Source organism: Gordonia sp. J1A (assembly GCF_055393515.1).
This window is the reverse complement of the sequence record NZ_AP041607.1, coordinates 2,366,772-2,393,444: the sequence shown is the minus strand read 5'-3', so window position 1 is coordinate 2,393,444 and position 26,673 is coordinate 2,366,772. Positions and strand designations below refer to the sequence as shown.

Annotated in this window: 28 protein-coding genes; 10 read left to right on the top strand and 18 right to left on the bottom strand. The window is 68.3% G+C overall.

All coding sequences use genetic code 11. From position 1 onward, the window contains the following. Window positions 1–44: 44 nt before the first annotated feature. Window positions 45–1,592 carry an MFS transporter gene (locus tag ACZ5QD_RS11170; RefSeq protein ID WP_006897275.1) on the bottom strand — a complete coding sequence of 516 codons (1,548 nt, stop codon included), beginning with the start codon at window positions 1,590–1,592 and terminating at the stop codon, window positions 45–47. Between the two features lie 118 nt (window positions 1,593–1,710). On the opposite strand from ACZ5QD_RS11170, the gene ACZ5QD_RS11165 reads away from it, so the two are divergent. Further along, complete coding sequence (locus ACZ5QD_RS11165; protein WP_156150444.1) at window positions 1,711–1,848, top strand: hypothetical protein; 138 nt, start codon at window positions 1,711–1,713, stop codon at window positions 1,846–1,848. A gap of 39 nt (window positions 1,849–1,887) precedes the next feature. Here the strand turns inward: ACZ5QD_RS11165 and ACZ5QD_RS11160 are convergent, their stop codons facing one another. The 5 genes from ACZ5QD_RS11160 to ACZ5QD_RS11140 all read right to left on the bottom strand — a co-directional run bounded on the left by ACZ5QD_RS11160 (window position 1,888) and on the right by ACZ5QD_RS11140 (window position 6,751). Beyond that, complete coding sequence (locus ACZ5QD_RS11160) at window positions 1,888–2,319, bottom strand: DUF6918 family protein (protein WP_464366750.1); 432 nt, start codon at window positions 2,317–2,319, stop codon at window positions 1,888–1,890. A gap of 14 nt (window positions 2,320–2,333) precedes the next feature. Beyond that, entirely contained in the window at window positions 2,334–3,194 is an 861-nt protein-coding gene (locus tag ACZ5QD_RS11155; protein WP_433821772.1) for a MaoC/PaaZ C-terminal domain-containing protein, read from the bottom strand. A 3-nt stretch (window positions 3,195–3,197) separates the two neighbouring features. Beyond that, window positions 3,198–4,913 carry a 3-oxosteroid 1-dehydrogenase gene (gene kstD / locus ACZ5QD_RS11150; protein WP_464367267.1) on the bottom strand — a complete coding sequence of 572 codons (1,716 nt, stop codon included), beginning with the start codon at window positions 4,911–4,913 and terminating at the stop codon, window positions 3,198–3,200. Window positions 4,914–5,047: 134 nt separating this feature from the next. Further along, window positions 5,048–5,905 (bottom strand): class I SAM-dependent methyltransferase, encoded by an 858-nt coding sequence (locus tag ACZ5QD_RS11145; RefSeq protein ID WP_062366005.1) that lies wholly within the window; start codon window positions 5,903–5,905, stop codon window positions 5,048–5,050. Window positions 5,906–5,953: 48 nt separating this feature from the next. Then, the gene (locus ACZ5QD_RS11140; RefSeq protein WP_062366120.1) at window positions 5,954–6,751 is read right to left on the bottom strand and encodes a VOC family protein; all 798 of its coding nucleotides are present in this window, start codon (window positions 6,749–6,751) and stop codon (window positions 5,954–5,956) included. Between the two features lie 200 nt (window positions 6,752–6,951). Between ACZ5QD_RS11140 and ACZ5QD_RS11135 the strand changes: the two genes are divergently transcribed. Continuing rightward, window positions 6,952–7,575, top strand: coding sequence for a ClpP family protease (locus ACZ5QD_RS11135; protein WP_006897265.1), 624 nt, complete (start codon window positions 6,952–6,954; stop codon window positions 7,573–7,575). Then, a complete protein-coding gene (locus ACZ5QD_RS11130; RefSeq protein ID WP_006897264.1) occupies window positions 7,572–8,159 on the top strand; it encodes a ClpP family protease in 588 nt (195 codons plus the stop codon). The genes ACZ5QD_RS11135 and ACZ5QD_RS11130 overlap by 4 nt, the downstream gene beginning before the upstream one ends. 2 nt (window positions 8,160–8,161) lie before the next feature. On the opposite strand, the gene ACZ5QD_RS11125 is transcribed toward ACZ5QD_RS11130, so the two are convergent. From ACZ5QD_RS11125 to ACZ5QD_RS11115, 3 genes are all read right to left on the bottom strand, one after another. After that, window positions 8,162–8,476, bottom strand: coding sequence for a helix-turn-helix domain-containing protein (locus tag ACZ5QD_RS11125; RefSeq protein WP_006897263.1), 315 nt, complete (start codon window positions 8,474–8,476; stop codon window positions 8,162–8,164). 86 nt (window positions 8,477–8,562) lie between these two features. Next, window positions 8,563–8,946 (bottom strand): hypothetical protein, encoded by a 384-nt coding sequence (locus ACZ5QD_RS11120; protein WP_006897262.1) that lies wholly within the window; start codon window positions 8,944–8,946, stop codon window positions 8,563–8,565. Then, window positions 8,946–10,112: a Rieske 2Fe-2S domain-containing protein gene (locus ACZ5QD_RS11115; protein ID WP_039867754.1), complete on the bottom strand. Its 1,167-nt coding sequence runs from the start codon at window positions 10,110–10,112 to the stop codon at window positions 8,946–8,948. The genes ACZ5QD_RS11120 and ACZ5QD_RS11115 overlap by 1 nt, the downstream gene beginning before the upstream one ends. A 157-nt stretch (window positions 10,113–10,269) precedes the next feature. Between ACZ5QD_RS11115 and hsaA the strand changes: the two genes are divergently transcribed. The 6 genes from hsaA to ACZ5QD_RS11085 all read left to right on the top strand — a co-directional run bounded on the left by hsaA (window position 10,270) and on the right by ACZ5QD_RS11085 (window position 16,234). Continuing rightward, the gene (gene hsaA / locus ACZ5QD_RS11110) at window positions 10,270–11,454 is read left to right on the top strand and encodes a 3-hydroxy-9,10-secoandrosta-1,3,5(10)-triene-9,17-dione monooxygenase oxygenase subunit (protein ID WP_006897260.1); all 1,185 of its coding nucleotides are present in this window, start codon (window positions 10,270–10,272) and stop codon (window positions 11,452–11,454) included. 38 nt (window positions 11,455–11,492) lie between these two features. Continuing rightward, window positions 11,493–12,407, top strand: a complete 915-nt coding sequence (hsaC, locus tag ACZ5QD_RS11105; RefSeq protein ID WP_375003648.1) for an iron-dependent extradiol dioxygenase HsaC — start codon at window positions 11,493–11,495, stop codon at window positions 12,405–12,407. Between the two features lie 126 nt (window positions 12,408–12,533). Beyond that, window positions 12,534–13,109, top strand: coding sequence for a 3-hydroxy-9,10-secoandrosta-1,3,5(10)-triene-9,17-dione monooxygenase reductase subunit (gene hsaB, locus ACZ5QD_RS11100; RefSeq protein WP_006897258.1), 576 nt, complete (start codon window positions 12,534–12,536; stop codon window positions 13,107–13,109). Next, entirely contained in the window at window positions 13,100–14,296 is a 1,197-nt protein-coding gene (locus ACZ5QD_RS11095; protein WP_375003650.1) for a hypothetical protein, read from the top strand. Before hsaB ends, ACZ5QD_RS11095 begins: the two co-directional genes overlap by 10 nt. A gap of 26 nt (window positions 14,297–14,322) precedes the next feature. Continuing rightward, window positions 14,323–15,105 carry an SDR family oxidoreductase gene (locus ACZ5QD_RS11090; protein WP_062366001.1) on the top strand — a complete coding sequence of 261 codons (783 nt, stop codon included), beginning with the start codon at window positions 14,323–14,325 and terminating at the stop codon, window positions 15,103–15,105. Beyond that, entirely contained in the window at window positions 15,098–16,234 is a 1,137-nt protein-coding gene (locus tag ACZ5QD_RS11085) for a sulfotransferase family protein (RefSeq protein ID WP_062365998.1), read from the top strand. Before ACZ5QD_RS11090 ends, ACZ5QD_RS11085 begins: the two co-directional genes overlap by 8 nt. Window positions 16,235–16,279: 45 nt before the next feature. On the opposite strand, the gene ACZ5QD_RS11080 is transcribed toward ACZ5QD_RS11085, so the two are convergent. After that, window positions 16,280–17,776, bottom strand: coding sequence for an HNH endonuclease signature motif containing protein (locus ACZ5QD_RS11080; protein WP_464366749.1), 1,497 nt, complete (start codon window positions 17,774–17,776; stop codon window positions 16,280–16,282). An 86-nt stretch (window positions 17,777–17,862) separates the two neighbouring features. Next, a complete protein-coding gene (locus tag ACZ5QD_RS11075; protein WP_062365994.1) occupies window positions 17,863–18,732 on the bottom strand; it encodes an alpha/beta fold hydrolase in 870 nt (289 codons plus the stop codon). A gap of 174 nt (window positions 18,733–18,906) precedes the next feature. On the opposite strand from ACZ5QD_RS11075, the gene ACZ5QD_RS11070 reads away from it, so the two are divergent. Next, window positions 18,907–20,133 carry an Nramp family divalent metal transporter gene (locus ACZ5QD_RS11070; protein ID WP_045537452.1) on the top strand — a complete coding sequence of 409 codons (1,227 nt, stop codon included), beginning with the start codon at window positions 18,907–18,909 and terminating at the stop codon, window positions 20,131–20,133. Between the two features lie 890 nt (window positions 20,134–21,023). Here the strand turns inward: ACZ5QD_RS11070 and ACZ5QD_RS11065 are convergent. Genes ACZ5QD_RS11065 through fdxA form a run of 7 tightly spaced genes read right to left on the bottom strand, consistent with a single transcriptional unit; the run spans window position 21,024 to window position 26,673 of the window. After that, entirely contained in the window at window positions 21,024–22,139 is a 1,116-nt protein-coding gene (locus ACZ5QD_RS11065; protein ID WP_464366748.1) for an acyl-CoA dehydrogenase family protein, read from the bottom strand. Next, window positions 22,136–23,101 (bottom strand): acyl-CoA dehydrogenase family protein, encoded by a 966-nt coding sequence (locus ACZ5QD_RS11060; protein WP_375003659.1) that lies wholly within the window; start codon window positions 23,099–23,101, stop codon window positions 22,136–22,138. Before ACZ5QD_RS11060 ends, ACZ5QD_RS11065 begins: the two co-directional genes overlap by 4 nt. A gap of 3 nt (window positions 23,102–23,104) precedes the next feature. Further along, window positions 23,105–24,307: an acyl-CoA dehydrogenase family protein gene (locus ACZ5QD_RS11055; protein WP_006895764.1), complete on the bottom strand. Its 1,203-nt coding sequence runs from the start codon at window positions 24,305–24,307 to the stop codon at window positions 23,105–23,107. Beyond that, window positions 24,307–25,218: an enoyl-CoA hydratase gene (locus ACZ5QD_RS11050; protein ID WP_062365988.1), complete on the bottom strand. Its 912-nt coding sequence runs from the start codon at window positions 25,216–25,218 to the stop codon at window positions 24,307–24,309. Before ACZ5QD_RS11050 ends, ACZ5QD_RS11055 begins: the two co-directional genes overlap by 1 nt. A gap of 59 nt (window positions 25,219–25,277) precedes the next feature. Continuing rightward, the gene (locus ACZ5QD_RS11045) at window positions 25,278–25,727 is read right to left on the bottom strand and encodes a hypothetical protein (RefSeq protein WP_062365986.1); all 450 of its coding nucleotides are present in this window, start codon (window positions 25,725–25,727) and stop codon (window positions 25,278–25,280) included. Then, window positions 25,724–26,317 (bottom strand): helix-turn-helix transcriptional regulator, encoded by a 594-nt coding sequence (locus ACZ5QD_RS11040; protein WP_062365984.1) that lies wholly within the window; start codon window positions 26,315–26,317, stop codon window positions 25,724–25,726. The genes ACZ5QD_RS11045 and ACZ5QD_RS11040 overlap by 4 nt, the downstream gene beginning before the upstream one ends. A 5-nt stretch (window positions 26,318–26,322) precedes the next feature. Continuing rightward, complete coding sequence (gene fdxA / locus ACZ5QD_RS11035; RefSeq protein WP_006895755.1) at window positions 26,323–26,673, bottom strand: ferredoxin; 351 nt, start codon at window positions 26,671–26,673, stop codon at window positions 26,323–26,325.

The window sequence follows — 26,673 nt, the reverse complement described above, 5'->3', positions numbered from 1 at the left end:
CCTCGGCGACCGTCGAAGCGAGAGGCCCCGGCGGACGGAGGTGCTCAGTCGTCGAGGCGGGGTTCGGGTGCGAGGACCGCGCGAGGAGCGAACCAGCCGAGGAAGGCCGCGCCCGCGAGCAGGATCGAACCGAGCACCAGACAGGCGGACTGCAGCGGAGGCAGGAACGCCGCATACGCGCCCTCGGTGATCTTCTCGGCGAGCGAAGACGCCTGCGGTGGCAGGTGACCGGCCACCTCCACGGCACCCGCCAGCGAGCCGCGCACCCCGTCGGCGGCGCGTTCGGCGGCGTCCGGGTCGATCGTCGCCAGCTGGTCGTGGACGTCCTGCGCGGTGCCGGTGATGCGTCTGTCGTACCCGGCCGCCAGGATGCTGCCCGCCAGGGCGATACCGATCGCCGCACCGAGTTCGCGGGCGGTGTCGTTGACAGCCGATCCGACGCCTTGGTTCTCCAACGGGGTATTGGACATGATCGCGGTGGTGGACGGGGCCGTCGCCAGCCCGATACCGACAGCGCACACGCCGAGCATCACGCCCAGCTTCCAGTACACGTCGGCGTCGACGATCCCGAGCGCGAGTACGCCGGCCGCGGCGATCGCGATGCCGGTGGCGAGAACCGCACGCAGCGAGTAGCGGACCGCCACGAGGTTCCCGATCATGGCGAAGACGCCGACGCCGACCACCATCGGGAACAGCGCGACCGCCGACTTGAGTGCCGAGTAGCCGAACACCAGCTGCAACTGCAGGAGCAGCAGATAGAAGACGCCGAAGGAGGCGAGGAACTGCAGCGCCACCGACAGGGAACCGGCGGCGAAAGCGCGGTTGCGAAACAGGTTCACGTCGAGCAGAGGCGAGGATCTGCGCAGTTCGATCACGATGAACGCGGCGATCATCGCCGCGCCACCGATCAGGCAGATCAGGATGAGCGGGTTCGTCCATCCCCGATGCGGCGCCTCGAGCAGGCCGTAGACGACGGCGGCGATCGCGGTCATCGACGTCAGCGAGCCGATGTAGTCGAACCGTCCCGGGGCGTCGTCCTTCGAACTGCCGATCGTGACGGTGAGCAGGAGGGTGGCCGCCGACGACGCCGCGAACGTGATGAAGACCGAATGCCATCCGAAGAAGTTGAGCAGAACCCCGGTGACGAAGAAGCCCATTATCGCGCCGGCCCCGGCCACGCCGGCCCAGATGCTGATCGCGAGCGCGCGCTTCTCACGCGGGACACCGGCCGTGATGAGCGACAGTGTGGCCGGCATGATCATCGCGGCGCCGACGCCGGCGACCACGCGGGTGAGGATGAGCTGGGTGGGGGTGTCCACCCAGACCGCGGCCAGTGAGCCGATTCCGAAGACCACCAGACCGATCATCAGAACCGGCTTGCGTCCGATCCGGTCGCCGATCGCACCCGCGGGCAGCAGCAGCGCGGCCAGTACCAAGGTGTAGCCGTCGATGATCCACGTCATCTGCGCGGTGGTGGCGCCGGTGGCGCGGGCGATGTCGGGCAGCGCGGTGTTGAGCGCGGCCATCGCCGCCACCACCAGGCTCACCGCGAGACAGGCGACGAGGATCAGCCACGCCGTCGCGAAGGTCATCGAATCGTTGCTGGTTCTTTGCCCGACACGCACGGTCTGTTCATCGCCTTCTTTTGTAACTTGTGACACATTGGTCACACGGACAACAGATCACGATCTCGAGGGAGAGTTGATCACCATGGCTTCCAACCAGCTGACGTCCGGCGTCACCGAGATCCGGCAGGGCCGAATCCACATCTGGCGTCTGCTCGCGATGGTCGCGGTTCTCGCCGCGATCCTCACCGTCCTGCTCCTGATAGTCGCAAGCGCGGCTTGATCGTCTTCACGATCAAGCCGCGCTCGCGTCGTCACTGAACTAGCCCGCGTACTTCTCGACGACCGCGCCCACCGGGTCCAGAGCGTCGATGACGTGGCCCTTGGCCTTGCCGCGGACGCTCTTGTACGCCTTCGCGAGGACCGACGGGGCGCTCTGCGCCTGTCCGTCGGTGACGGCGAGCAGCGCCTCGGCGGCCTGGTCGCCGTTGGCTGCCAGGTGAGCGCCGAAGGGCGTGCCCGCGGGCTTCGAATCCCACAGCGGCGAGAGCGCGGTCATGAAGTCGGGCAGCATCTTGTTCGTCGCCACCTGGACCACGCCCGGCTTGAACTTCTGAGCCGCGGAGTACGCGGTCTTGATCGCCGCGCCCGACAGGCCGGACTGCTTCTTCACCTCCGCGTCGATGACGTCGGCGAAGTCGGAAGCCATGGCTTCGCGGTTGGCGTCGAGCAGGGGCAGGAGCGAGGCGGTCATGCAGAGCCTTTCGGTCAGGATTCGAGGAACACGACGTTGCTCAGGGCCGGTGCGTCGTCGCGGTCGACGACGGTGGTGGCCACGAGCAGTCGGTCGCCATCTTCCCAGGCGCGGACTCGGAGCGTCTCGCCGGGGAACACAACTCCGGCGAAGCTCACACCGTAATCGGCCACGGCCGAGACGTCGCCGCCGAAGACCTCGTCGACCACGGCCCGGCAGACGCTGCCGTACGTGCACAGCCCGTGCAGGATCGGCCGCGGGAAGCCGGCCTCGGACGCGAATTCCGGATCGCTGTGCAGGGGGTTTCGATCACCGCACAGTCGGTAGAGGAGCGCCTGGTTCGGCTGGGTCGGCACCAGGATCTCGCGGTCTGCGGCGCGGTCGGGGAGATCCACCCGGGTCGACGAGCCGCGCTCGCCGCCGAATCCGCCCTCGCCCTTGGCGAAGATCGACGATCGTGCCGTCCAGAGCGGCTCGCCGTTCTCGTCGCGAGTGACCGATTCCTGGATGACGACCGCGGCCGAGCCCTTGTCCTGCACCTCGGCGATGCGCGTTCGGGTGGTCGCGGTGCCGGTCGCGGGCAGCGGCCGGTGCACCCGCACCTGCTGGGCGCCGTGAACCACCTTCGACAGGTCGATGTCCACTCCGGGGAACGACACCTTCGGTGCCTCGGTGGCGTTGAACGTCGCCGCGACGGTGGCGAACGACGGCAGTACCTTCGGCTCCGAGTCGTGGACGTACTGCAGACCCGCGGTGTCCAACGGGTCGTGGGCCCCGCCCACGGCGAGGTTGTAGAGCGCCACTTCGCGCGGCGTCCACGAGAACGTCACTTCACCCAGGTCGGCGCCGACGGCGACTGAGGGATCGATGGGCATGAATCAGGCTCCTGCGTGCGAGACGGTGGCGTTCTTGGCCTTCTCGACGGCGTCGAGCGCGGCGAGATATCCGAACACCATGGCCGGGCCGATCGTGGCGCCGGGACCGGCGTAGGTATGGCCCATCACCGGCGCGCTGGTGTTGCCCGCGGCGTAGAGGCCTTCGATCACGCTGCCGTCGGCTCGCAGTGCGCGTCCCGCGGTGTCGGTGTTGACGCCGCCCTTGGTGCCCAGATCGCCCGGAACCATCTTCACGGCGTAGAAGGGCGCCTTGTCGACGACGCCGAGGCTCGGGTTGGGCTTGTTGGTGATGTCGCCGTAGTAGTGGTCGTAGGCGCTGTCGCCGCGGTGGAAGTCCTCGTCCTTGCCGCTGCGGGCGAATCCGTTGAAGCGCTCGGTGGTGGCCTGCAGCTTGTCCGCGGGCAGGCCGGTCTTCTCGGCGAGCTCGGCGATGGTCGCGGCCTTCACGACGACGCCCGACTTGAGCCAGCTCTTCGGCAGCGGCTGTCGTGCTGTGACGCCTGCGAACAGGTATCGGTTGCGGCAGCGCTGATCGAAGATGAGCCAGCCGGGCACGTTCTCGCCTTGGCCGTCGCCCTGGCCGAACTGGCCGCCGTACATCTGGTGGACGGCCTCGACGTAGGGGAGCGATTCGTTCATGAAGCGCTCGCCCCGGGTGTTCACGATGAAGGTGCCCGGCACCGAGCGTTCCGAGAGCGCGAACCACGGACCCTTGGGCAGCGGAATGGTGGGTCCCCACCAGGCGTCGTCCATCAGGGAGACGTCGGCGCCGACCGCGAGCGCGGCGTTGATGCCGTCGCCGGTGTTGGTCGGTGCACCGGTGGTCCACTCGCTGCCGATCGGCGCGCGCTGGTACTTCGCGCGCATCTCGGCGTTGTGCTCGAAGCCGCCGCTGCCGAGGATCACACCGTAACGGGCACGCAGTTCGGTGGCGGCGCCGTCACCCGTCCCTACCTTGACTCCGACCACGGCGCCGTTGTCGGTCACCAGATCGGTCAACGGAGTGTTGAGCCGGATGTCGACGCCCGCCTGCCGGCAACCGAGCAGCAGCTCCGCGGCCAGGGCGGCTCCCATGGCGATCATCTTCTTGCCGCGGCTGCGGGCCCAGAAGAAGCGTGCACCGACCTTCGCCATTCGGACGGGGCCGCGCCAGTGCCGGAATCCGGTGTTGAGCCAGCGGTAATCGGACTGCAGGACGACCATGTTCAGCGGTGCCTTGGTGTACTGGGGATGCAGCGTCGCGAGATCGTCGCCGAGGCGTCGGGCGTCGAACGGCTTGGGCTCCACCGAACGTCCCATCGCACGACCGCCGGGGGCCTCGGGGTAGTAGTCCGAGTATCCCTTGACCCACTCGAGTTCCAGTGGTGCATGGGCGATCAGATAGTCGAGAGCCTCCGGTCCGCGGTCGATGTAGGTGTCGATCCGCTCGGCGGGAGCGTGCTCGCCGATGATGGCGTGGGCGTACTTGCGTGCTTCCTCGGGGGTGTCCTCGACGCCGTCTCGGCGCAGGATCGAGTTGTTCGGAATCCAGACGCCACCACCGGACCGCGACGTGGATCCGCCCCAGTACGGCGACTTCTCGATGAGGACGGTCTTGAGGCCTTTGCTGGCCGCGGTCAGCGCGGCCGCGAGACCGGCGCCGCCGGCACCGACCACGATGACGTCGAACGTCTCCGGCTCGCCGGCTTCGGTGTTCATGGCTTCGGTGGTCATTTCCTGCCCTTCGTCTGCATGCTGCGCTCATCGCGCCAAAGTAGAACGTGTTGCAGAACAGCCTAAACTAGAACACGTTCGCACTGAAAGGGCGGCTCGAGACTGACGGTGGCCGTGACTCAGGCGGCGGCCGTCACCAGCCAGCAGTGATTCGGGTGCTTCACCGCACCGTCGACGAGGTTGGCGCGCAGATCGGCCCGGACGCGGTCGAGGAGTTCGGCCCAGCCCGCCTCGCCGAGCGTGCCGCGGACTCGGTCGGAGACGAGTTGTCCGCTGCTGGTGGCGAGGATGACGGCGAGACGTTCTTCGACCCCGTCCGTGCGACCGCCCGCGCCGTCGGGAGTCGAGTAGTCGCTCTCGAATGTGAAGGGGTCGATGGAGATCTCCGACCAACTGGAACCGTCGAGAATCGATCGGAGGTAGTCGCGGTCGTCGAAGGCCAGCGGGCCCGGAGTGCCCGGCGCCGGACGTTCCGGCGGCTCGTCGAGCGCGGAGACGAGTGTCTTGGTCCCGAGACTGAAGATCCGGTTGCTTGAGCCCTCCTGCCAGCAGATGAACGCGAGTCGACCGTCCGGCGCCGCCGCTCGGCGGATGTTCTCGAACGCTTCGACCGGACGGTCGAAGAACATCACGCCGAATCGCGACACGATGCGGTCGAAGCCGCGGTCGCCGATGAGCCCGCGCAGATCCGCGGTCTGCGCGTCGGCGACCACAGCCCGTGCGCCGGGAACCCGACGGTTCGCTGCGTCGACCATCGCGGGCGAGATGTCGACGCCGACGGCATCCGTGCCTGCGGCGACCGCCGCCTCCAGGAGCGTGCCTCCGCCGCATCCCACATCGAGAACGGAGCCGGTCAGGTCGGCGGCTTCCACGAGCGCTCGGGTGGCCGGAGCGAAGATCGCATCGAAGATCGCGTCCTGTTCAGCCCACGCCGCCCCGTGCTGAGTCCAGTCGGGTTGCAGAGAGTCGTTCGCCATGTCTGGGACGCTATCGGCGGCGACACTCGGTCCGCAACGGATCGTGAGTCACATCCCGGCGGGCGGGGTCGCGACGCAGATGGCGGCGCCCATCGGGTCCTTGAACGAGGCGAGGACGCCGTACGGCGTGTCATCGGCGGGCATCAGGATCTCGCCGCCCAGCCTCCCGACAGCGGCGAGCGTGGCGGGGACGTCGTCGACGGTGATGTACACCTGCCAGAACGACGGGTGCCCGTCGCCGAGCATCCCGGCCGCGTCCATGATCCCGGCGGTGCCTTCGCGGCCGTCGCCGCCGGTCACCATCACCTGCGCGTAGCGGCCCGGCCCGTCTGAGCCGCCGCCGATCTCCTCCAGTTCCCAGTCGAATACCCGCGGGTAGAACGCCGATGACGCGGCGTAGTCCATCGACATCTCGTCGAACCAGTACGGTGTGCCGGGCTCGCCGCGCCGCACGAAGCCGGGGTGCGTTCCGGGCTGCCAGACGCCGAACGCCCCGCCCGCCGGATCGAGATACACGGCCATGGTCCCCATGTCGCCGACCGGCATCGGCGGCACGACCACGCTGCCGCCCGCCGCGGTCACCGAGTCGGTGGTGGCACTAGCGTCGTCGCTGCGGAAGTACACCGACCAGACATTCGTGGGCCCGTTGTCGGAGCCGCTCATGGGCATCAGGCCGGCGACGCGCGACCCGCCGGCGGTGAAGTTGCGGTAGCCGCCGAAATCGGGGGACGGCTCCTCGATCGACCAGCCGAACAGCGTGCCGTAGAAGTCGGAGGCGCGGTCGACGTCGCTGGTCATCAAGTCGAACCAGATCGGGGCGCCGGGCGCGGCGGAATAGGAGGGCATGACGGTCTCGCTTTCGTTCGCGGTGGCTGTCGCTGAAATGGACGTCACCTGTAGATCCTTCTCCATCGCCGCTTCGGTGTCCACGGTCACGCTGTCTCGCCTTGCGTGCCGACGGTCGCGGGGGCCGGGTCCGCCGTCGGCGGATCCGCTGCGGGCAGATCCGCATGTACCGGCACCGTCCGACGGCGCACGCTGGTGCCATGACGAAACCCGATGAATCCCAACACTTCACCCGCGACGACCGCCAAGACCTGTATCGGCGGCGGGTCGTGGTACTCGACGGCCAGTTGGACGACGACAACGGCACCCTTCTCGCGACGCAGATGCTCTCCCTGGCCGCGGCCGACGACAGCGCCGACATCTCGCTCTGGATCCACTCACCCGGCGGGTCGGTTCCGGCGATGCTCGCGATCCGGGACGTGATGAACGTGGTGCCGTGCGATGTCTCGACCCTGGCTCTCGGGATCGCCTGCAGCGCGGGACAGTTCCTGTTGTCGGCGGGGGCCCGGGGCAAACGCCGGGCCATGCCGCACGCTCGCATCCTCATGCACCAGGGGTCGGCGGGTATCGGCGGAACCGCTGCCGATGTGGAGTTGCAGGCCGACGACCTGCGGTACACGCGGGACACGGTCCTGGGCCTGATCGCCGAGGACACCGGCCGCCCGCTGGAACAGATCTTCGAGGACTCGATCCGCGATCGGTGGTTCAGTGCGGAGCAGGCACGCGACTACGGTTTCGTCGACGAGGTGGTCGGGAACTTCACGGACGTGGTCCCGCACGCCGATCGGACCGGTTTCGGCCTCACGGGGAAGGCTGCGCGATGAGCTCCTACCCGATCCCGAACGTCGTCGAGCGGACGCCCGCCGGCGAACGGTTCACCGACGTCTACTCGCATCTGCTCGCGAGCCGGATCGTCTATCTCGGCACTCCGATCGACGCGGGCGTCGCGAACGCCCTCGTCGCGCAGTTGATCTACCTCGAAGCCGACAACCCCGACCGGGATATCGAGCTGTACATCAACTGCGAAGGCGGCGACCCGGCGGCGATGCTCGCGATCTACGACACCATGCAGTACATCCGGCCGCCGGTGGCCACGACGTGCGTGGGGCAGGCGGTGTCGGTGGGAGCGGTGCTCCTCGCGGCCGGGGCGCCGGGCAAGCGGTCCGCGACGCCGCATTCGAGGCTGGTGCTGCATCAGCCTGCGGCGGAGGGACGCGGCACGATCCCCGACTTGATCATCCAGGCCGACGAACTGGTGCGCGTGCGATCGCAGATGGAGCGAATCCTGGCGCGCCATACCGGGCACGACGAGGCGGAACTGCGCGCCGACACCGATCACACGCGGGTGTTCACCGCCGCCGACGCCGTCGGCTACGGGTTGATCGATCAAGTGGTCGACGAGCGGTGACCTCAGGCCGCGCAGGCCAGCGCGGTCGGACGCGACGGCGCCGGGGCCGTCGCGGTCGGCTGCGTCTCGCGGAGGTGCTCGCCGACCGCTACGGTCACGTCGCCCAATGTGGTGTCCAGGGCGCCGACCACGGCGGCGATCATCTCACTGGAGGGATCCTTTCGTCCGCGCTCGATCTCCGACAGATACTGCACCGACACTCCGGCGCGGGCGGCGGTGTCGGCCAGACGTTCGCCCCGCCGGAGCCGAAGGCTGCGCAGATGTTCTCCGAGCGCTTCCCGGAGCAATGGTGTGCGGACGATCGCGACGACTCCCATGACTCCAAATTAGGCCAGGCGGGGAAGACGACGCCGCCGACTCTGCTCAGAGCAGAATCGGCGGCGTGGCTGTGGGGAGACCGACCTCACCAGTAGCCGTCGGGATCCTCTTCCGGGGACTCGCTCGGGATGATGCCCTCGGCGACCCCGTGATCGATGCTCGCCGACAGCCGCGGGCACGTGGGCAGCAGTGCGGCGTTGCCGCCCGAGGCCCGGATCTCGGAGATCTGCGAGCACCGGGCCAGCGCGTCGTCGTTCCACTGCACGCTGGTGTGGTGCGCGCTGGTCTTCTTCACCATCACGTGTGCGTGGCATGTGCGGCACTCGATGTCCGTCATGCCGCCGGTGAGGTAGTGCTTGCGGTCCCGGGCGGTGGCGTCGGCGATCGCGGCGACGCGCTCGGGATCGCCGGCCCACTGCGGGGCCTTCGCCCAGCCGGGGACCGCGGCCCGCTCGTCGGCGCGAGTCATCAGACCGACGCGCCCTCGGAATCGTTGGCCTCGGCCTCGGCGGCCTCCTTCTCGGCCTGGATCCGCAGGTTCTCCTGGACTTCCTTGTTCCAGGTCTCCTGAGCCTTGGCGGTGTCGATCTCGTACTCGAAGCGGCCCGTCATCTCCTCGGTGACGTCGGCGACGTCCACGTAGAACTGCTCGTACCAGCGTCGCAGCTGGTAAACGGGTCCGTCCTCCTCCACCAGCAGCGGATTGTCGATGCGGGTCTTGCGCTTCCAGATCGCGACGTCCTGCATGAACCCGACTTCGACGCCCTTGGTGATCGTCTTGACCATGCCGTCGGTCTGCTCGGGCGAGAGTCCCTGCGGGATCTTCGCCATGACGCCGAACATGAGGACGAACGAGTTCGAGTCGATGGGGTAGTGGCAGTTGGTCAGAATCGTCTCGACCGAGTACTTACCGTAGTACTGCACCATCGGGTTCAGCATGTAAGACGGGCCGTAATACGCGGCGATCGACTCCAGCCGGGTGTCGCCGTAGGCGGTCGAGATGCCGACGTCGGGGCGGCCGTGGCTGTTCATGTACTGCGCCGCGGTCTCACCTTCGAAGACGTTCTTGAAGTAGTCCGGCAGCGCGTAGTGCACGTAGAAGAAGTGCGCCATGTCGACCACGTTGTCGATGATCTCGCGGCAGTTGGAGCCCTCGATCACGAGCTTGTTCCAGGTCCACCCGGTCCACTCGTCGGTGCCGAACTCGGCGAGTTCGGGAATGATGACGTCCTCCGGCGGCGGGTTGCCCTCGGGATCGTTGTAGACGAAGACCTGGCCGTTGCGGATCATCGTCGGCCACGTACGGGTCTTGGCCAGCTTCGGGTGCCGCTTCGCGTAGGGCACCTCGGCGCAACGCCCCTTGCCGTTCCACTGCCATCCGTGGAACGGGCACGCCACGTTGTCGCCCTTGACGGTGCCCATGGACAGGTCGGCGCCCATATGGCGGCAGTAGGCGTCCAGAGTGTGGATGTCGCCCTTGCTGTCGGCCCACACCACCAGCTTGGTACCGAAGATCTCCAGCGAGTGGGTCTCGCCGTCGTTGTACTCGTCCACCAGGCCGATGCAGTGCCAGCCTCGCGCGAATCGGGTGGGGGGCGTGCCGGTGTCGATCTCCCGGATGTCGGTGTCAGCCATCTTCTCGGCCTCCTCGTCGGTCTCGTTTCGGGCTCTGGCCCGTCTGACTCGATAGTAGAACATGTTCCACTAGAATGAGAACGTGTTCTAGTCCAAAACGAGAACGTGTTCTAATATTGGTCGTAAGTCGATGACGGCACACGAACAGGAGTGACTCATGTCAGCACAGCGGAGCGAAGCCGCGCAGCAGGTTCTGGACAAGATCGATGCATTGCTGCCGGATCTCGCGCAGCGCGCGCAGTCCACGGAGGATGCGCGACGCATCCCCGCGGAGGTCGCGGACATGCTCCAGGAGACCGGCTTCTTCAAGCTCCTGCAGCCCGCGCAGTGGGGCGGTCACGAGACCGACCCCGTCACCTTCTACGAGGCGGTGCGCCGTCTGGCCACGGCCTGCGGTTCCACCGGGTGGGTCGCAGGCATCGTCGGTGTCCACAACTGGCATCTCGCGCTGTTCAGCCAGCAGGCGCAGGAAGACGTCTGGGGCGAGGATCCCAATGTCCGCATCTCGTCCTCGTACGCACCGATGGGCATGGGTGAGGTCGTCGACGGCGGCTACAAGGTCAACGGCTCCTGGGCGTGGTCGTCCGGCTGCGACATCGCCGACTGGGTGGTCGTCGGCGGACCGGTCATCAAGAACGGCAAGCCGGTCGACTTCGTCAGCTTCCTGATCCCGCGGACCGACTACAACATCAAGGACGTGTGGAACGTCGTGGGCCTGCGCGGCACCGGCTCCAACACCATCGAGGTCAAGGACGTCTTCGTTCCCACGCACCGGGTTCTGAGCTTCGGCGTCATGAGCAAGGGCGCCGCTCCCGGGCTCGAGCGCAACACGGCGCCGGTCTACAAGATGCCGTGGGGCACCATCCACCCGTCGACCATCTCGACCCCGATCGTCGGCATGGCCTACGGCGCCTACGCCGCCCACGTCGAGCATCAGGGCAAGCGCGTCCGCGCCGCCTACGCGGGCGAGAAGGCCAAGGACGATCCGTTCGCCAAGGTTCGCATCGCCGAGGCCGCCTCGGACATCGACGCCGCGTGGCGTCAGCTCTCGGGCAATCTGCAGGCCGAGTACGACCTGATCGTCGCCGGTGAAGAGGTGCCGATGGAACTGCGTCTGGCCGCGCGCCGCGACCAGGTCCGAGCGACGTCGCGTGCGATCGACTCCATCGATCTGCTCTTCGAGAACTCCGGCGCGCACGCACTGGAGAACGGGACGCCGATCCAGCGTTTCTGGCGCGACGCCCACGCCGGCCGCGTTCATGCGGCCAACGACCCGGAACGGGCCTACCAGGCCTTCGGCAACGGCGAGTTCGGCATCCCCATCGGCGACACGATGGTATAGCGCGACGGCCCGACTACTTGACGAGGAACGACGAACACATGACTGACGACCAGAGCCCGATCCGGTCTCTCGGCTACATGCGGATAGACGCCACGGACATGGACGCGTGGCGTGAGTACGGGCTGAAGGTGCTCGGCATGGTGGAGGGTTCGGGGTCCATCCCGGGCGCCCTCTATCTGCGGATGGACGACTTCCCGGCGCGCCTGGTGATCGTGCCCTCCGATCGCGATCATCTCGCGTGCTCGGGCTGGGAGTGCGCCACCGCGGCCGGGCTGCAGGAGGTCCGTGACCGGCTCAGCGCCGCGGGCGTCGAGTTCCGGGAGGGTACCCCGGAGGAGATCGCCGACCGCCGCGTCGACGAGTTGATCGTCTTCTCCGATCCCGACGGGAACGTCCTCGAGGCCTTCCACGGGGTGGCGCTGCAGCATCGCCGGGTGGTGAGCCCGTACGGCCACACCTTCGTCACCGGCGAGCAGGGCCTGGGTCACGTCGTCCTCACCACCACCGACGACGCGCGGGCGCTGATGTTCTACCGGGACGTTCTGGGCTTCCGGCTCCGCGACTCGATGCGGCTCCCGCCGCAGGTGGTCGGGCGTCAGGAGGGTGAGGAGCCGGCGTGGCTGCGGTTCTTCGGCTGCAACCCTCGGCACCACTCGCTGGCGTTCCTGCCGATCCCGAACAGCACCGGCATCGTGCATCTGATGGTCGAGGTCGAGAACTCCGACGACGTCGGCCTGGCCCACGACCGCGCGCTGCGCAGGAAGGTGCCGATGTCGGCCACGCTCGGTCGCCACGTGAACGACCTGATGCTCTCGTTCTACATGAAGACGCCCGGCGGCTTCGACGTCGAGTTCGGTTGCGAGGGCAGGCAGGTGGACGACACCGACTGGATCGCCCGCGAATCGACGGCGGTCAGCCTCTGGGGTCACGATTTCACGATCGGTATGAAGTAGGTCCGAGCCCGTTCCGCCGGTCGAGCGAGCGGAGTGAGTCGATTGCCCACTCCGTCCGCTCGGCCCGATCATCCGGCCGCACTGCACCCGACCCACTGCATCCGACCCCACCGAAGGGAAACCGACATGACTCCGCACTCCCCGTACGGGACCGACGACTTCGACTCCCGGCAGTTCCGGACCGCGATGGGCCAGTTCTGCACCGGGGTCACGGTGATCACCACGCTCGACGAGGAGGAGAAGCCGGTCGGCTTCGCCTGTCAGTCGTTCGCGGCGCTGTCGCTGGACCCGCCGCTGGTCCTGTTCTGTCCGCAGAAGACGTCGCGAACCTGGCCGGTGATCGAGGCGCGGGGGCAGTTCTGCGTCAACGTGCTGTCGAACCGGCAGCAGGATGTCAGCGCGACCTTCGGCGCGCCGGGAGCCGACAAGTTCAAGTCGATCACCTGGGATCCGTCGCCCGCGGGGCTGCCGGTGCTGCGGCACAGTCTCACCTGGGTGGAGTGCTCGGTGGACTCGGTCACCGACGGGGGCGACCACTGGATCGTCATCGGGCGGGCTCAGATCCTCGGCGACGTGCTGCAGGACAAGCCTCTGCTGTTCTATCGCGGCGGCTACCTGTCCACCGAGCATCCGCGGGTGACGCCGGCTCAGGCCGAACTCGACAACTTCCTCACCTGGACCGGAGGCGACACGTGGCTGTGACCGAGCCCGCGGAGTCGGTCACCGGGCCGTTCACCGCGGCGATCGCCGAAGCCGAGGCGCTGGTGCGCAGTGCGGACTTCGCCGAGACCGACGCCGAGCGCGCGGAGGGTCTCGACTATCTGGCGGGCGGCATCTCGTCGATTCTCCAGGTGGCACGCGCGGGGGAGAAGACGCATCCCTATTTCGTGACTTCCACGGGGCCGTACTCCAAGATGGGGCTCGACAACCCGGACACGCTCTATTACCACGCGACGGTGGTTCCCGAGGCCACGTACGTGGTGCGGGGCGTGCGCGGCACCACCGCTGATCTGGCCTTTCAGGTGATCCGGGGCAATTACACGGCGGATGAGGTCCCCGGCGGAGAGACCGCCTTCGACGATCGCGTGATCCCGATCGCCGACGACGGGAGTTTCGAGATCACGTTCGGGCCGGAGCGGCCGGGAGCGCCCGACGGCACCCACTTCGTGCTGGGTGAGGGCGCGACCATGCTCTCGGTCCGGGAGGTGTACAGCGACTGGGCCGCCGAGCAGAAGGGTTCGATCACCATTGAGCGGGTGGACACCGTCGGACTTCCACCCGCGGAACTCTCCACCGACCGGATCGCCAAGCGCTACGCCGTGGCGGCGAAGATGCTGACCTCGCGCGTGAACACATGGTTCAACTTCCCCAAGTGGTTCTACCTCGGTGAGCCGGTCAACACCTTCACTGCGCCGCGCACCACGCCGGGCGGGTTGGCGACTCAGTACTCGTCGGTCGGTCACTTCGATCTGCCCGCGGGCCGGTCGATGGTGGTGACCGTGCCGTGCTCCGATGCGCCCTACCAGGGCTTTCAGCTCGGCAGCATGTGGTACATCTCGCTCGACTATGTGAATCATCAGACGTCGCTGAACTCGGCTCAGGCTCAGGTGGACCCGGACGGAATGATCCGGATGGTGATTGCGGCGAACGATCCGGGAATCGCGAACTGGGTGGAGACCACCGGCCGGCGGCGCGGCATCCTGCAGTTCCGGTGGCAGCGGACCGATGCGCCGATCACTGCCGAGCAGGGTCCGACGGCAGTGGTGGTGGACGATGCCGACGTTCCCTCGCATCTGCCGTACTACCGGGACAACCGGATCGACGCCGCCGGCTGGGCAGAGCGGATCGCGGTCCGGCAACGGGCATTCGCCCGCCGGATGCTCGGCTAGACAGGCTCGGATAGACAGGACGGGTAATGGCAGGTCTTCTCGACGGAAAGATCGTCGTCGTCTCCGGAGTGGGTCCGGCGCTGGGCCGTGCGGTGTGCGTGCGTTCCGCGGCCCAGGGGGCTCGCGTGGTGCTCGCGGCACGGACCGAGTCGCGGCTCGCGGAGATCGCGGCCGAGATCCGGCAGGCGGGCGGCGAGGCGCTGACCGTCCCCACCGACATCACCGACGATTCCGCGGTGGCGAACCTCGTCGATCGCACCGTGGCCGAGTTCGGCGGGGTCGACGTCCTGGTCAACAACGCCTTTGCGGTCCCGTCGATGAAGCCGCTGGGCCGCACCGACTTCGACCAGATCACTTCCGGTCTCGACCTCACCGTGCTCGGCACACTTCGAGTCATCAAGGCGTTCACGCCCGCGTTGAGCGAGGCGAACGGGTCGATCGTGAACGTCAACTCCATGGTGATCCGGCATTCGGAGCCGCGTTACGGCAGCTACAAGATCGCTAAGTCGGCGCTGCTGTCGATGTCGCAGACACTGGCCACCGAGCTCGGCGGCGAGGGGATTCGGGTCAACAGCGTCGCGCCCGGATACATCTGGGACGACCAGCTGAAGTGGTACTTCGGCGAGGTCGCGAAGAAATACGGGATCACCCCGGAGCAGGTCTACGAGCAGACCGCGTCGCGCAGCGATCTGAAACGGCTGCCGGAGCCGGCGGAGATCGCAGACGCGGTGCTGTTCCTCGCCTCCGACCTCGCGCGGGCGATCACCGGACACACTCTCGACGTGAACTGCGGTGAATACCATGACTGAGTCCCGAACCACTGTCGGCACGGTCGACGAACTGCACGAGGCGGCGATCCGCGCCGTCGGCCTCGACGACTTCGGCGACACGGACTACCTCGAAGGTCTCGAGGTGCTGCTGTCGTCGTACGCGCAGTCCGCCGATCTGGAACCGTTGGGCAGCAAGATGTTCCGCTACTTCCTCAAGGGCGCGCTGATCGCACGGCTGCTCAGCGAGGCGGGGTGGAAGAACAACCCGGATTACGTGCGGGTGCCGGTGGAACGGCCGGTGTTCGTCACCGGACTGCCGCGGACCGGCACCACCGCGTTGCACAGGCTGCTGGCCGCCGACCCCGCCCATCAGGGGCTGGAGATGTGGCTGACGGAGTTCCCGCAGCCGCGGCCTCCGCGCGAGACATGGGACGCGAACCCGGTCTTTCAGCGGATAGACGCCGGGTTGTCGCAGCATCACGTGGAGAACCCGGAGTTCATGGGGCTGCACTACATGGGCGCGGCCGAGGTGGAGGAGTGCTGGCAACTGCTGCGGCAGTCGCTGATGTCGATCTCGTACGAATCGCTCGCGCACATTCCCGAGTACTCGGAGTGGCTCGCGCAGCAGGATTGGACGCCCGCCTACGAGCGCCACCGGCGCAATCTCCAGCTCATCGGCGGCAACGACGTCGATCGGCGCTGGGTGCTGAAGAACCCGAGCCATCTCTTCGCGCTCGACGCGATCATGGAGGTGTATCCCGACGCTGTCATCGTGCAGACACATCGCGCGCCGGAGACGATCATCGGATCCATGTGCAGCCTCGCCGAGCAGGCGACGGCGGGCTACTCGCGTGCGTTCACCAGGGACCGGATCGGGCAGACGCAACTCGATCTGTGGTCGCGCGGTCTGCACGCGTTCTCTCGGGCGCGCGAGAAGTACGACCCGGCGCAGTTCGTCGACGTCGACTTCACCGATCTGAGGGCGGACCCGTTCGGAACCGTGGAGCGCGTGTACGACGCGATCGGTGCCGAGTTCACCGACGCCGCCAAAGGGGCGATGACCGCGCTCGACGAGGATTCCAAGTCGGGCGACCGCCGGCCGCAGCACAAGTACGCGCTCGCGGACTACGGGCTCACCGCAGATCAGGTGCGCAAGGCGTTCGCGTAGGAGCGGTCCACGCTCAGATCCTCGGGGCGCGCGGTGCTCCGCCGGTCAGGCGGCGATGAGGCGGGCGAGGTAGGCCTCGCCGCGGGAGTCGCCCGGTGCGGGCGGGGCGTGCGGACCCTGATCGGGCAGGAGTTCGGCGTGGTGGATCTGGTTGACCCTCCACCCTTTCCGAGGGTACCGAGCAGCGACGGGTCGCCACGCGATGCGCCCGGCGTGTGGACCGTCGATGAGAAGCATCGTCTCCCAGTCGCCGAGGGCCTTGCCCACTGAGCGATTGTGACGGCCGCACGCGGCCCCGAGGTGGTCGACATCGGTGGGGCCGCCGTCCGCGTAATCGGGGAAGTGGTGGGCCTGGGTGCGGGAGAACGGGGCTGCGCAGCCGGGGGCGGTGCAGCCGCGGTCGCGGGCGAAGAGCATCAGCCGCTGGGCTTTCGACGCGAGGCGTCGTCCCCGACCCAGGTAGAGGGCCTGGCCGGTGTGGTGAGAGAACACCGCCAAATGCGGAGTCGCGTCGGCAGCGACTTCGATCAACTCAGCGACGGGCAGCCGAGTACCCGTCGCGGTCAAGGCGACACCCGCGTGCTCGCGCAGTTCTTTGTCTGTGACGGTGACGACGATCTGCGACGACAGCCGGCCGTTCCCGGTGGTTGCGGCGGTCAGTGCGCGTTCGGCGTCGAGCAGCGCGACGAGGGCGTCGTGGCCGCGTTGTCCGGCGGTGCGGTCGTCGCGCTCGGCCGCAGCGGCGACCGCGGCGGGGTCGGCGACTTCGCACGCCCCGCGTGGAGACTCCGGATCTGCCGGGTTGTTCATGCCGGGTGCGGCCCACGAACCCAACAGGAGTTCGAAGCGGGCCCGCAGCGCCGGGGTCAGGGACGCAGTCACTTTGCTCATCAGCCGCCGGTCCTGCGGCATCAAGGCGAACTTGCGGTGCCGCTTGCGGTCCCGCTCGTCGGTCAGTGATCCGTCGGGGTCCAGGTGCGCTAGCAGCCGGATCCCGGCGGCTCGGACGCCGTCCGGGGTCAGCTCCCGCGCCACAGCAGCCAACTGGGCCTCGGCCTGTTCACGCGTCAGTGGGTCGACGGCGGCCGGGATTCTGTCCATGATCGCATCGATCTCCCGGACGTGGGCCGCACCGATGACCCCGTCGGTGACCGCATCGGCGGTGGCCAGGCGCGCCGGTGGGAGGGTTTGGCCCTGTAGTCCGGTGAAGCGGCCGATCGCGGCAACGCTGGTCCGTCGGCGGCGGGCCTCACCGTCGCCCAGACGCAGTCCCGAGGACAGGTACTGATGCAGTGACAGGTAGCCGTCCTTGCGGTAGGCGCCGCGGTCGGAGACCTCCACCAGCAGCGCGGCGTCGACGGCGTCGAGCCGGCGGTGCACTCGCTCGAGAACCTCGGCGATCTCGAGGAGCTGTTCCTCGGTGGCGGCGGTGAACCGGGCAGCGGCGAGTGCAACCGTCGCCCCCTCGATCATGGCGACCAGGGTGGCCGGATCTGTTGGCAGCGCCGTTGACGGCTCGGCTTCCGTCTGATCTGCATCCATCCGACTCACCCCCTATCCGTGTCGTCGATCACTCACTATCCGATTGTATGTACGAAGTCTATCGCGGGGGTACGACAAGGCCTGGGTTACAAACCGCTACGGTCCAGGAATCCCTCGATCGCCGCGGCGAAGACCTCGTTGTCGTCTCCGGCAACCATGTGGCCTGCGCCGCTGACGTCGGCGGTCTCCGCGTGGGGGATCAATGCGCGCATGTGCTGCACGCCGGCGTCGCTCACAACATCCGACTTCCCGCCGCGGACGATGAGCGTCGGAACGGTGACGTTCCGGGCGGCCTCGGCCAGGCGTTCGGGATCGGTGTGCCGGCGCGGTTCGTCGCCGTCGCCCGACCGGATGAACTGCGGGTCCCAGTGCCAGTACCAGCGTCCGTCGTCGCGGCGTCGCACGTTCTTGCGCAGTCCGTCCAGGGTCGCCGGACGTGTTCGTGCCGGGTTGTACGCCGCCACCGCGTCGGCCACCTCCTCCAGGCTCGCGAATCCGTCGACGTGATCGGTCATGAACGCCTTGATGCGGTCGATGCCCGTCTGCTCCACGTTCACCACGATGTCCACCAGCACGAGCGCCGCCGCGGCCGACGGGTCCTCGCCCGCGGTGCAGAGGCCGGTGATGCCGCCGAGCGACGCACCGACGATCACGGGGGCGCCAGACAGTGTCGGGAGCACGCCGCGCAGGTCGGAGACGAACGCCTCCAACCCGTAGTCGTGGTCGCGCGCCCAGTCGCTGTCGCCGTGTCCGCGCAGATCGATGGTGTAGACATCCCGTCCGCGCGAGACCAGGGCGGAGGCGGTGCGGTCCCACGAATGGCGGGTCTGCCCTCCGCCGTGCAGCAGCAGCGCGGGAGCGGCCGCGGGGCCGGAACCGTTCGCGCGCCAGTGGTCGCCGCGCAGTGTGAGGTCGCCGATTTCGACAGCGAAGGACTGCGGGACTGTGACGGTCATGATGGCGGCCTTCCGATGCGACGATTTCCTCTCTTGTGGGTACTACATATCGGAGTCGTCCGCGTGGGTGGGGTGTCGTGCGCGCCGGAATCGAGCAAGTGACGAGTCATTGGTGAGCATCCGCACATTAGAGTTCGGTTGACCGAATCATTGGTGAACGCCTAGCCTCATTACATGCTTCGCACAAGGGGGTCGGGGACTCGTTTGCGCGCCGTGGGCCTGCTGGGACCGGCGTTCGTCGCGGCGATCGCCTACGTCGATCCCGGCAATGTCGCGGCCAACATCACCGCCGGCGCGAAGTACGGGTATCTCCTCGTCTGGGTACTGGTCGTCGCCAACGTGATGGCGGTGATGGTGCAGTATCAGTCGGCCAAACTCGGGGTGGTGACGGGGAAGACGCTCCCCGAGACGTTGGGGCGGCGCCTGTCGCGGCGGTCGCGTCTGCTGTTCTGGGCCCAGGCCGAACTCGTGGCGGGAGCCACCGACATCGCCGAGGTGATCGGCGGTGCGATCGCCCTCAACCTGCTCTTCGGACTGCCGTTGCCGATCGGCGGAGTGATCGTCGGCCTGGTGTCGATGGCGATCCTCTCGATGGCCGATCGGCGCCGACAGCGGCGATTCGAAACTGCGATCGTGGCGCTGTTGGCCGTGATCGTCTTCGGTTTCCTGGCCGGACTGCTCGTGAATCCGCCCGACGCCGGCGGGATCATCAACGGCATGGTTCCCCGGCTCGACGGCGCCGAGACTGTGCTGCTGGCGGCATCGATGCTGGGGGCGACGGTGATGCCCCACGCGATCTATCTGCATTCGTCCCTGGTGATCGACCGGCATGGTCAGCCGATCGGCGCCGGCCGCACGCGCAGGCTGCTCGCGGTCACGCGGATCGACGTCGTCATCGCGCTCGTGATCGCGGGCACTGTGAACATCGCGCTCCTGGTCCTCGCTGCGTCGAGTCTGTATGGACGCGAGGGCACCGACAGCATCGAGGGGGCGCACGATGCGGTACGCGATGCGCTCGGGCCGGTGGTGGCGGCGGTGTTCGCCGTCGGTCTGCTCGCGTCCGGTATCGCTTCGACGTCGGTCGGCGCGTACGCCGGTGGCGCGATCATGGGAGGGCTGCTCAAGCGGCGGATTCCGATTCTCGTACGCCGCGCGGTGACGCTGATCCCGGCGGTCGTCGTCCTGGCGCTGGGTGTGAATCCGACGATGGCGCTGGTCATCTCGCAGGTGGTGCTCAGCTTCGGGATCCCGTTCGCGATCGTTCCCCTGCGTCGCTACACCGCGGACCGGGCCTTGATGGGCGAGTTCGCCGACGGCCGCCCGTTGCGCTGGGCCTCCGCTGTCGCCGCAGTCGCCATCGTCGTGCTCAACGTGGTGTTGATCGGTCTGACGTTCGCGTAGGTGCGCTGTCTGGGCGGGTCTGCGCGCGGTGGTTGGGGACACTCGCCGTCGTCCCCAGGCCTATGAGTAGGCGTGTGAGCGTAGCGAGCGCGTCGTATCGAGACATGGTGTGTAGCGGGTTGGTTTCGACTCGCTTCGCTCGCTCAACGAGCCTGGGGGCTCGCTCAACCGGCCTGGAGGGGGCGCTCGTCGTCGTTCCGAGGTTTGTCGAGTGGGCGTGTGAGCGTAGCGAGCGCGGCGTGTCGAGACATGGTGTGTGCATTGTGGTTTCGACTCGCTTCGCTCGCTCAACGAGCCTGGGGGCTCGCTCAACCGGCCTGGAGGGGGCGCTCGTCGTCGTTCCGAGGTTCGTCGAGTAGGCGTGTGAGCGTAGCGAGCGCGTCGTATCGAGACATGCTGCGCGCGTTGTGGTTTCGACTCGCTTCGCTCGCTCAACCGGCCTGGAGGGGGCGCTCGCCTTCGTTCCGAGGTTTGTCGAGTAGGCGTGTGAGCGTAGCGAGTGCGGCGTATCGAGACATGGTGTGTGCGGGTTGGTTTCGACTCGCTTCGCTCGCTCAACCAGCCGGGGGAGGGCTCGCTCAACGAGCCTGAGAGGGGCGCTCGCCGTCGTTCCGAGGTTTGTCGAGTGGGCGTGTGAGCGTAGCGAGCGCGGCGTATCGAGACATGGTGTGTGCGGTTGGTTTCGTCTCGCTTCGCTCGCTCAACGAGCCTGGGGGGTCGCTCAACGAGCCTGAGAGGGGCGCTCGTCGTCGTTCCGAGGTTTGTCGAGTAGGCGTGTGAGCGTAGCGAGCGCGGCGTGTCGAGACATGGTGTGTGCGGGTTGGTTTCGACTCGCTTCGCTCGCTCAACCAGCCTGGGGGCCGCGCTCAACGAGCCTGGGGAGGGCTCGCTCAACCTGCCTGGGAAGGTTCGCTCAGACTCACCCGGGCCAGCGCGTGATGCGGCTGGCCGAACAGCTGAGCGTCGGCCTGGGCACGTTTGAAGAACATGCCGATGTCGTGTTCCCAGGTGATGCCGATGCCGCCGTGCAACTGGACGGCGGAGCCGGTGACCGACATGTAACCCTCCGAGCAGTAGACGTGAGCGGCGGCGGCGAGTTCGGCCGCGTCGTCGCGTCCCTGGACGAGGGCATCGATCGCCGCGGCGGACATCGACCGCATCGCCTCCACCTTCACGTACATGTCGGCCATCGCGTGCTTGAGCGCCTGGAACGAGGCGAGCGCCCGCCCGAACTGCTTGCGCGAGGTGGTGTGCTCCACCGTCAGTTCGAGGGCCCGGGCGGCGCCGCCAACCTGCTCGGCCGACAACATCGCCCAAGCCAGGGTGCGGATACGCTCGGCGACGTCCGGTGGCGACGCGAGGGTCGTCGACGACACCTCGTCGAAACTGACGCGAGCCAGCGGTCGCGTGGGATCGAGCAGCGGCAGCGGGGTGACGGTGACGCCCTCGGCATTCGCGTCCACCTCGTGCAGCGTCTGAGCAGCCCCGGCGTCGCCCGGCCGACCGGCCACCACCAGGAAGACATCGGCCGACTCGCCGTCGATCACGTATCCGGCGGTCCCACTGAGCAGGCCCGCCTCGGCGACCACACCGGGCGTCGACCACCCTGCGGCGTCGGCCCAGCACAGGGCGCCGATGCGTTCGCCCGAAGCCAATCCAGGCAGCAGCCGGGCGGCTGCGTCGTCGTCGCCGGAGGCGAGGACGGCACCCGCGGCCAGAACCGCGGACGAGAACACGGGCACCGGAGCGAGTGCGGCGCCCACCTCCTCGACGGCCAAGGCGGTCTCGGTGAGGGCGGCGCCGGCACCGTCGTACTGCTCGGGGACGGCGAGGGCCGCGACTCCCACCTCGGTGCAGAGTGTCTCCCACACGGCGCGGTCCATGCGGCCCTGCGTGCGGATGGCGGCGCGGACCGAGGCGGAATCGGATCGGCGGCGCAGCACGTCGCGGATCGACTCGGCCAAGGCTGCGCGGTCTTCGGCGCTGATGCTCTCGTGAGTGCTCACAGGGTCTCCAGGATCAGGGCGCGGTGCTCGGCGGGAGTGCCCCACGCCGACACGAGCGCACGGGTCTTGGTCAGGTACAGCGAGAGATCGTGCTCGGCGGTGTATCCGATGGCGCCGAGCACCTGCAGACTCCGGCGTGAGGCGAGGTACGCCGCATCCGCCGCGGCGACCTTCGCAGCGGAGACGTCGCGCGCCACATCGGTGTCCGCCGGCGCGTTTCCATCGAGACCCACCGCTGCACCGTGGACCAGGGGCCGGGCCATCTCGATGGCGATGGCGACGTCGGCCAGGTGGTGTTTGACGGCCTGGTACGAGCCGATGGCGCGGTTGAACTGTTTGCGCGCCTTGGCGTATTCCGAAGCGATGTCGAGCATCGCGCCGCCCAGCCCGATCAGCTGCGCGGCCGTCGCCAGCGCGCCGAGATGCGCGACCGCCCTCTCGTCCGCGGTCCCGAGCTCGGTTCCGGCCTCGACGTCGGCCACTGTCCGGGTCGGATCGACCGACGGGTGTTCGGCGACGACGGTCCCCGAAGAGAGGGCCCCGTCGCGCAGGACGTAGACGTCCGCGTCGACCGGCGCCGCGGCGCGACCGGCGGTGGCCGACGTCGCGATGGTGGCCGGACGGCCGTTCAGCAGCGCCGCCAGCGCATCGGACGCGCCCGCAGCCGCGAGCGCGCAGGGGACGGCGGCGAAGGTCTCGGCGACCGGGCCGGGCAGCGCGAACCGGCCGATCTGCTCTGCGGCGACCACCATCTCGGTGGCACCGGCACCCGAGCCGCCCAGATCGTCGTCGACGAGCAGACCGGTGATTCCGGCCTCGGCGAGCCGGCCGTAGACGGTGAGGGCGGGGGTGCGGTCGCCCTCCGACCATGCGCGTGCGACCGCTGCTCCGCCTGCCTTCTCGCCGATGGCGGCGACGGTGGACGCCAGGTCGGTGTGGATGTCGTTGAGGAGGAAGTCCATGGTCTATCGGTCTCCGCGGGGCAGGCCGAGGAGTCGCTCGGCGATCACGTTTCGCTGGATCTCGTTGGTGCCGGCGTAAATCGGTCCCGACAGCGAGAAGAGGTAGCCGTCCATCCAGGGGTCGGCGAGTTCGGCGTCGGCGCCCTGCAGGTCGAGTGCGGTCTCGTGGGCGGCGATGTCCCACTGCGACCAGAACACCTTGTTGATCGACGACTCCATGCCGAGCTGTCCGCCTGCCGCCAGCCGGCTGACCGTCTGATACGTCGACAGTTCGTAGGCGCGTGCACCGATCCAGGCGTCGGCGACGCCCTTGTCGGTGGCGGCGGTCGACGGTGCGTCGGCGCCGCGTTCCTTCCACAGTCTCACCAGACGATCGGTGGCAGCGAGGAATCGGCCCGGCGACCGCAACGACAGTCCGCGTTCGTTGGCCGCGGTGCTCATCGCGACCTTCCACCCGTTGTTCACCTGGCCGATGACGCCCGAGTGGGCTGGGTCGTCGGGGTCGTCGGGCACGAAGACGTTCTCCAGGAAGAGTTCGGCGAACCCCGCCTCACCGTCGAGCTGAGCGATCGGGCGCACGGTCACGCCCTCGCTGCGCAGGTCGAACATGAAGTACGTGATGTTCCTGTGCCGGCCCGATTTCGCCCCGCTCGCTTCGCTCCCGGCGGCGGGCGCCTCCGGGTCGGTGCGGAACAATCCGAACCCCCAGTCGGCGAAACTCGACCGGGAGCTCCAGGTCTTCTGCCCGTTCAGCAGCCAGCCGCCGTCGGTGCGGGTGGCGGTGGACCGCAGCGACGCGAGGTCGGACCCGGCCTCCGGCTCACTCCATGCCTGCCCCCAGATGTCGTCCGCACGAGCCATGCGCGGCATGATGCGGGCGAGCTGTTCCGGACTCGCGTGCTCGAAGAGGGTCGGGGCGAGCAGGAAGATGCCGTTCTGACTCACACGGCCAGGCGCCCCCGATCGGTAGTACTCCTCTTCGAAGATCAGCCAGTGCAGCAGCGGCTCGTCGCGTCCGCCGAATTCCTCGGGCCAACTGACCACCGACATCCGGTCGGCCGCCATCTCGGCCTCCCACGCGCGGTGCGCTTCGAAACCTTCGGCGGTGTCCATCGAAGGCAGCGGGTCGGCGGGCACGTGCTCGGCCAGCCAGGCGCGGACCTCGGCGCGGAACTTCTGGGCGGCGTCGTCGAACAGCAGGTCCATCAGGCCTCACCCTTCTGCGCGGCGTCGCGCATGCTGCGCGCGTCCATGCCGCCGAGCGAGTCCCCCGAATCGGCGTCGTTGGCCGCATGCGCGAAGTGATGCCAGCCGAACACCGAGTCCATGGCATTGCGCATCCCCATCTGGTCTTCGCAGATGTTGACGGCCTTCTTGCTCAGGAACAGTCCCTGCATCGGCATCTCGGTCATCTGCGCGCAGAGCTCGTCGACCTTGGCGCTCAGACCCTCGCGCGGAACGACGTGGTTCACCATTCCCCAGTCCAGCGCCTGTGCTGCGGTGAAGCGCTGGCCGGTGAACAGGATCTCCTTGGCGCGCCGCGCCCCGAGGACGTACGCGTGCGCGAAGTACTCGACGCCGGGAATGCCCATCCGGGCGACGGGGTCGGAGAAGAAGGCGTCGTCGGAGGCGACGATGAAGTCGGCCGACCACGCGAGCATCAGGCCTCCGGCGATGCACGCGCCGTGCACCTGAGCGATGACGGGCTTCGGGATCTCCCGCCAGCGGCGGCACATCCCCATGTACACCTCGATCTCGCGGGCCAGTCGCTGGTTGCTGTCGAGCGGCTCGCCGTCGCCGCGCGTGTGATCCCAGTGCAGCGTCGCCACATTGGGATAGAACGTGTCGAAGTCGCGTTCGGGGGTGCCGATGTCGTGGCCCGCGGAGAAGTGCTTTCCGTTGGCGCGCAGCACGATCACCTTGATCTCGGTGTCGTCGACGGCTTTCCGGAACGCCGCGTCCAGCGAGTACGTCATCACCGAGTTCTGCGCGTTGCGGTAATCGGGACGGTTCAGCGTGACATAGGCGACGGCGCCGGCGGTCTCGTATGCGACGGGCGATGTGTCGGTGCCGAGGTCGTCGGGCCCCAACGGGGGAGGGATGACGGCGTTGCTCATACCTACAGACTCTAACCTAGCAAGTGCTTGGTTGGTAGGCCGGGCGCCGGCGCGGGCCGTCAGCGGGAGGCGAGAACCATCCCGATGGGCACGCTCACGATGAGGACCGTCAGGACCGCGAGGTAGGCGTACGCCGCCGGCGCCTTCGACCCCAGAAGGCGCAGGCCGGCCCGCCACGTGGCGGCCAGGACGACGAGCAGCAGGATCGACCCGACGTCGACCACGGCCGGTGTGTCGGTCAGCGAGCCGGCGATCACCAGGGCGTTCGCCGCGATCCACCCCGTCAGCTGTGGTGCGTGGAAGCGCGCGCTCATCGGCTGCGGGGCACGTTGCTGTGCGATGCCGATCGCGATGAGGGCGACGCCGCAGACGAGCACCAGGTAGGCCGCCAGCCAACTGCCCTTCGCCAGATCGAGCGGGCGCGCCACGGCGGCCACCAAGCCGCCGGCGATGACAGCGGCCGACCCCGTCGCAGTGAAGAGGTCGATCTCCACGCTCAACCGGCTCACCGGCGGCCTCCCGCCAGGACCGCCAAGCAGTGGTCGCCGTCGACGAAGGCGTCCAGCCGCTCGAGGCGGAGGTCGGTGTGGTGCCTGCTGAGCACGCCCTGCACGATGCCCCGGTGCACCGAGCAGGTCAGCGCCGGCTGTCGTCGTGCGAGTTCGAGGAACGGGCAGCGGTTCAGGCGGATCCGGTCGCCCGCCGCTTCGGGTGCGAAACCGAGATCGTCGAGTACGGCGAGCAGATCCTCGACCGGTTCGTCGGAACCCGAGCTGCCGGCCGCCCCCCATTCGCGACCGGCGGCCACCGCACGCGCGGGCGCGTCAGGCGTGTCGGCCAGCGTTCGGAGCAGCACCTCGGCCAGGACCCCGTAATTGCGAGGGCCGGACGGGTCCATCGCGGGGCGCGCCCGATAGAGGAGCCGGGGCCGGCCCGGCCCGTCGTGGGCGGCGGTGTCGACGACGATCAGCCCGTCCGCGGTGAGTGCGCGCAGATGAAAGCGGACGGTGGTCTGCGGAATGTCGGTCGCCTCCGCCACTTCGGCGACGGTCATCGGCGCGGCCGCCGCGCGGAGGGTGTCCAGGATCGTGGTGCGCACGGCGGTCAGTGGTCGGTGCCCTGCGGCGGGAGGGAGGCCACCAGCGGTGCGTCGGCCCCGGTGGGCCCGAGCTTCATCGCGCCGCCGGGTGAGCCCAGCGGTGCGTCGCGGCCGGGCAGGGTCTCGACGAAGAAATCCGCGTTGTCGGTGATGTACGGCGTCCATTCGTCGGGGACGTCGTCCTCGTAGAAGATGGCCTCCACCGGGCACACCGGCTCGCAGGCGCCGCAGTCGACGCATTCGTCGGGGTGGATGTAGAGGCTGCGGCCGCCTTCGTAGATGCAGTCGACGGGACATTCCTCCACGCACGCCCGGTCCATCACATCGACGCAGGGGAGCGCGATCACGTAGGCCAT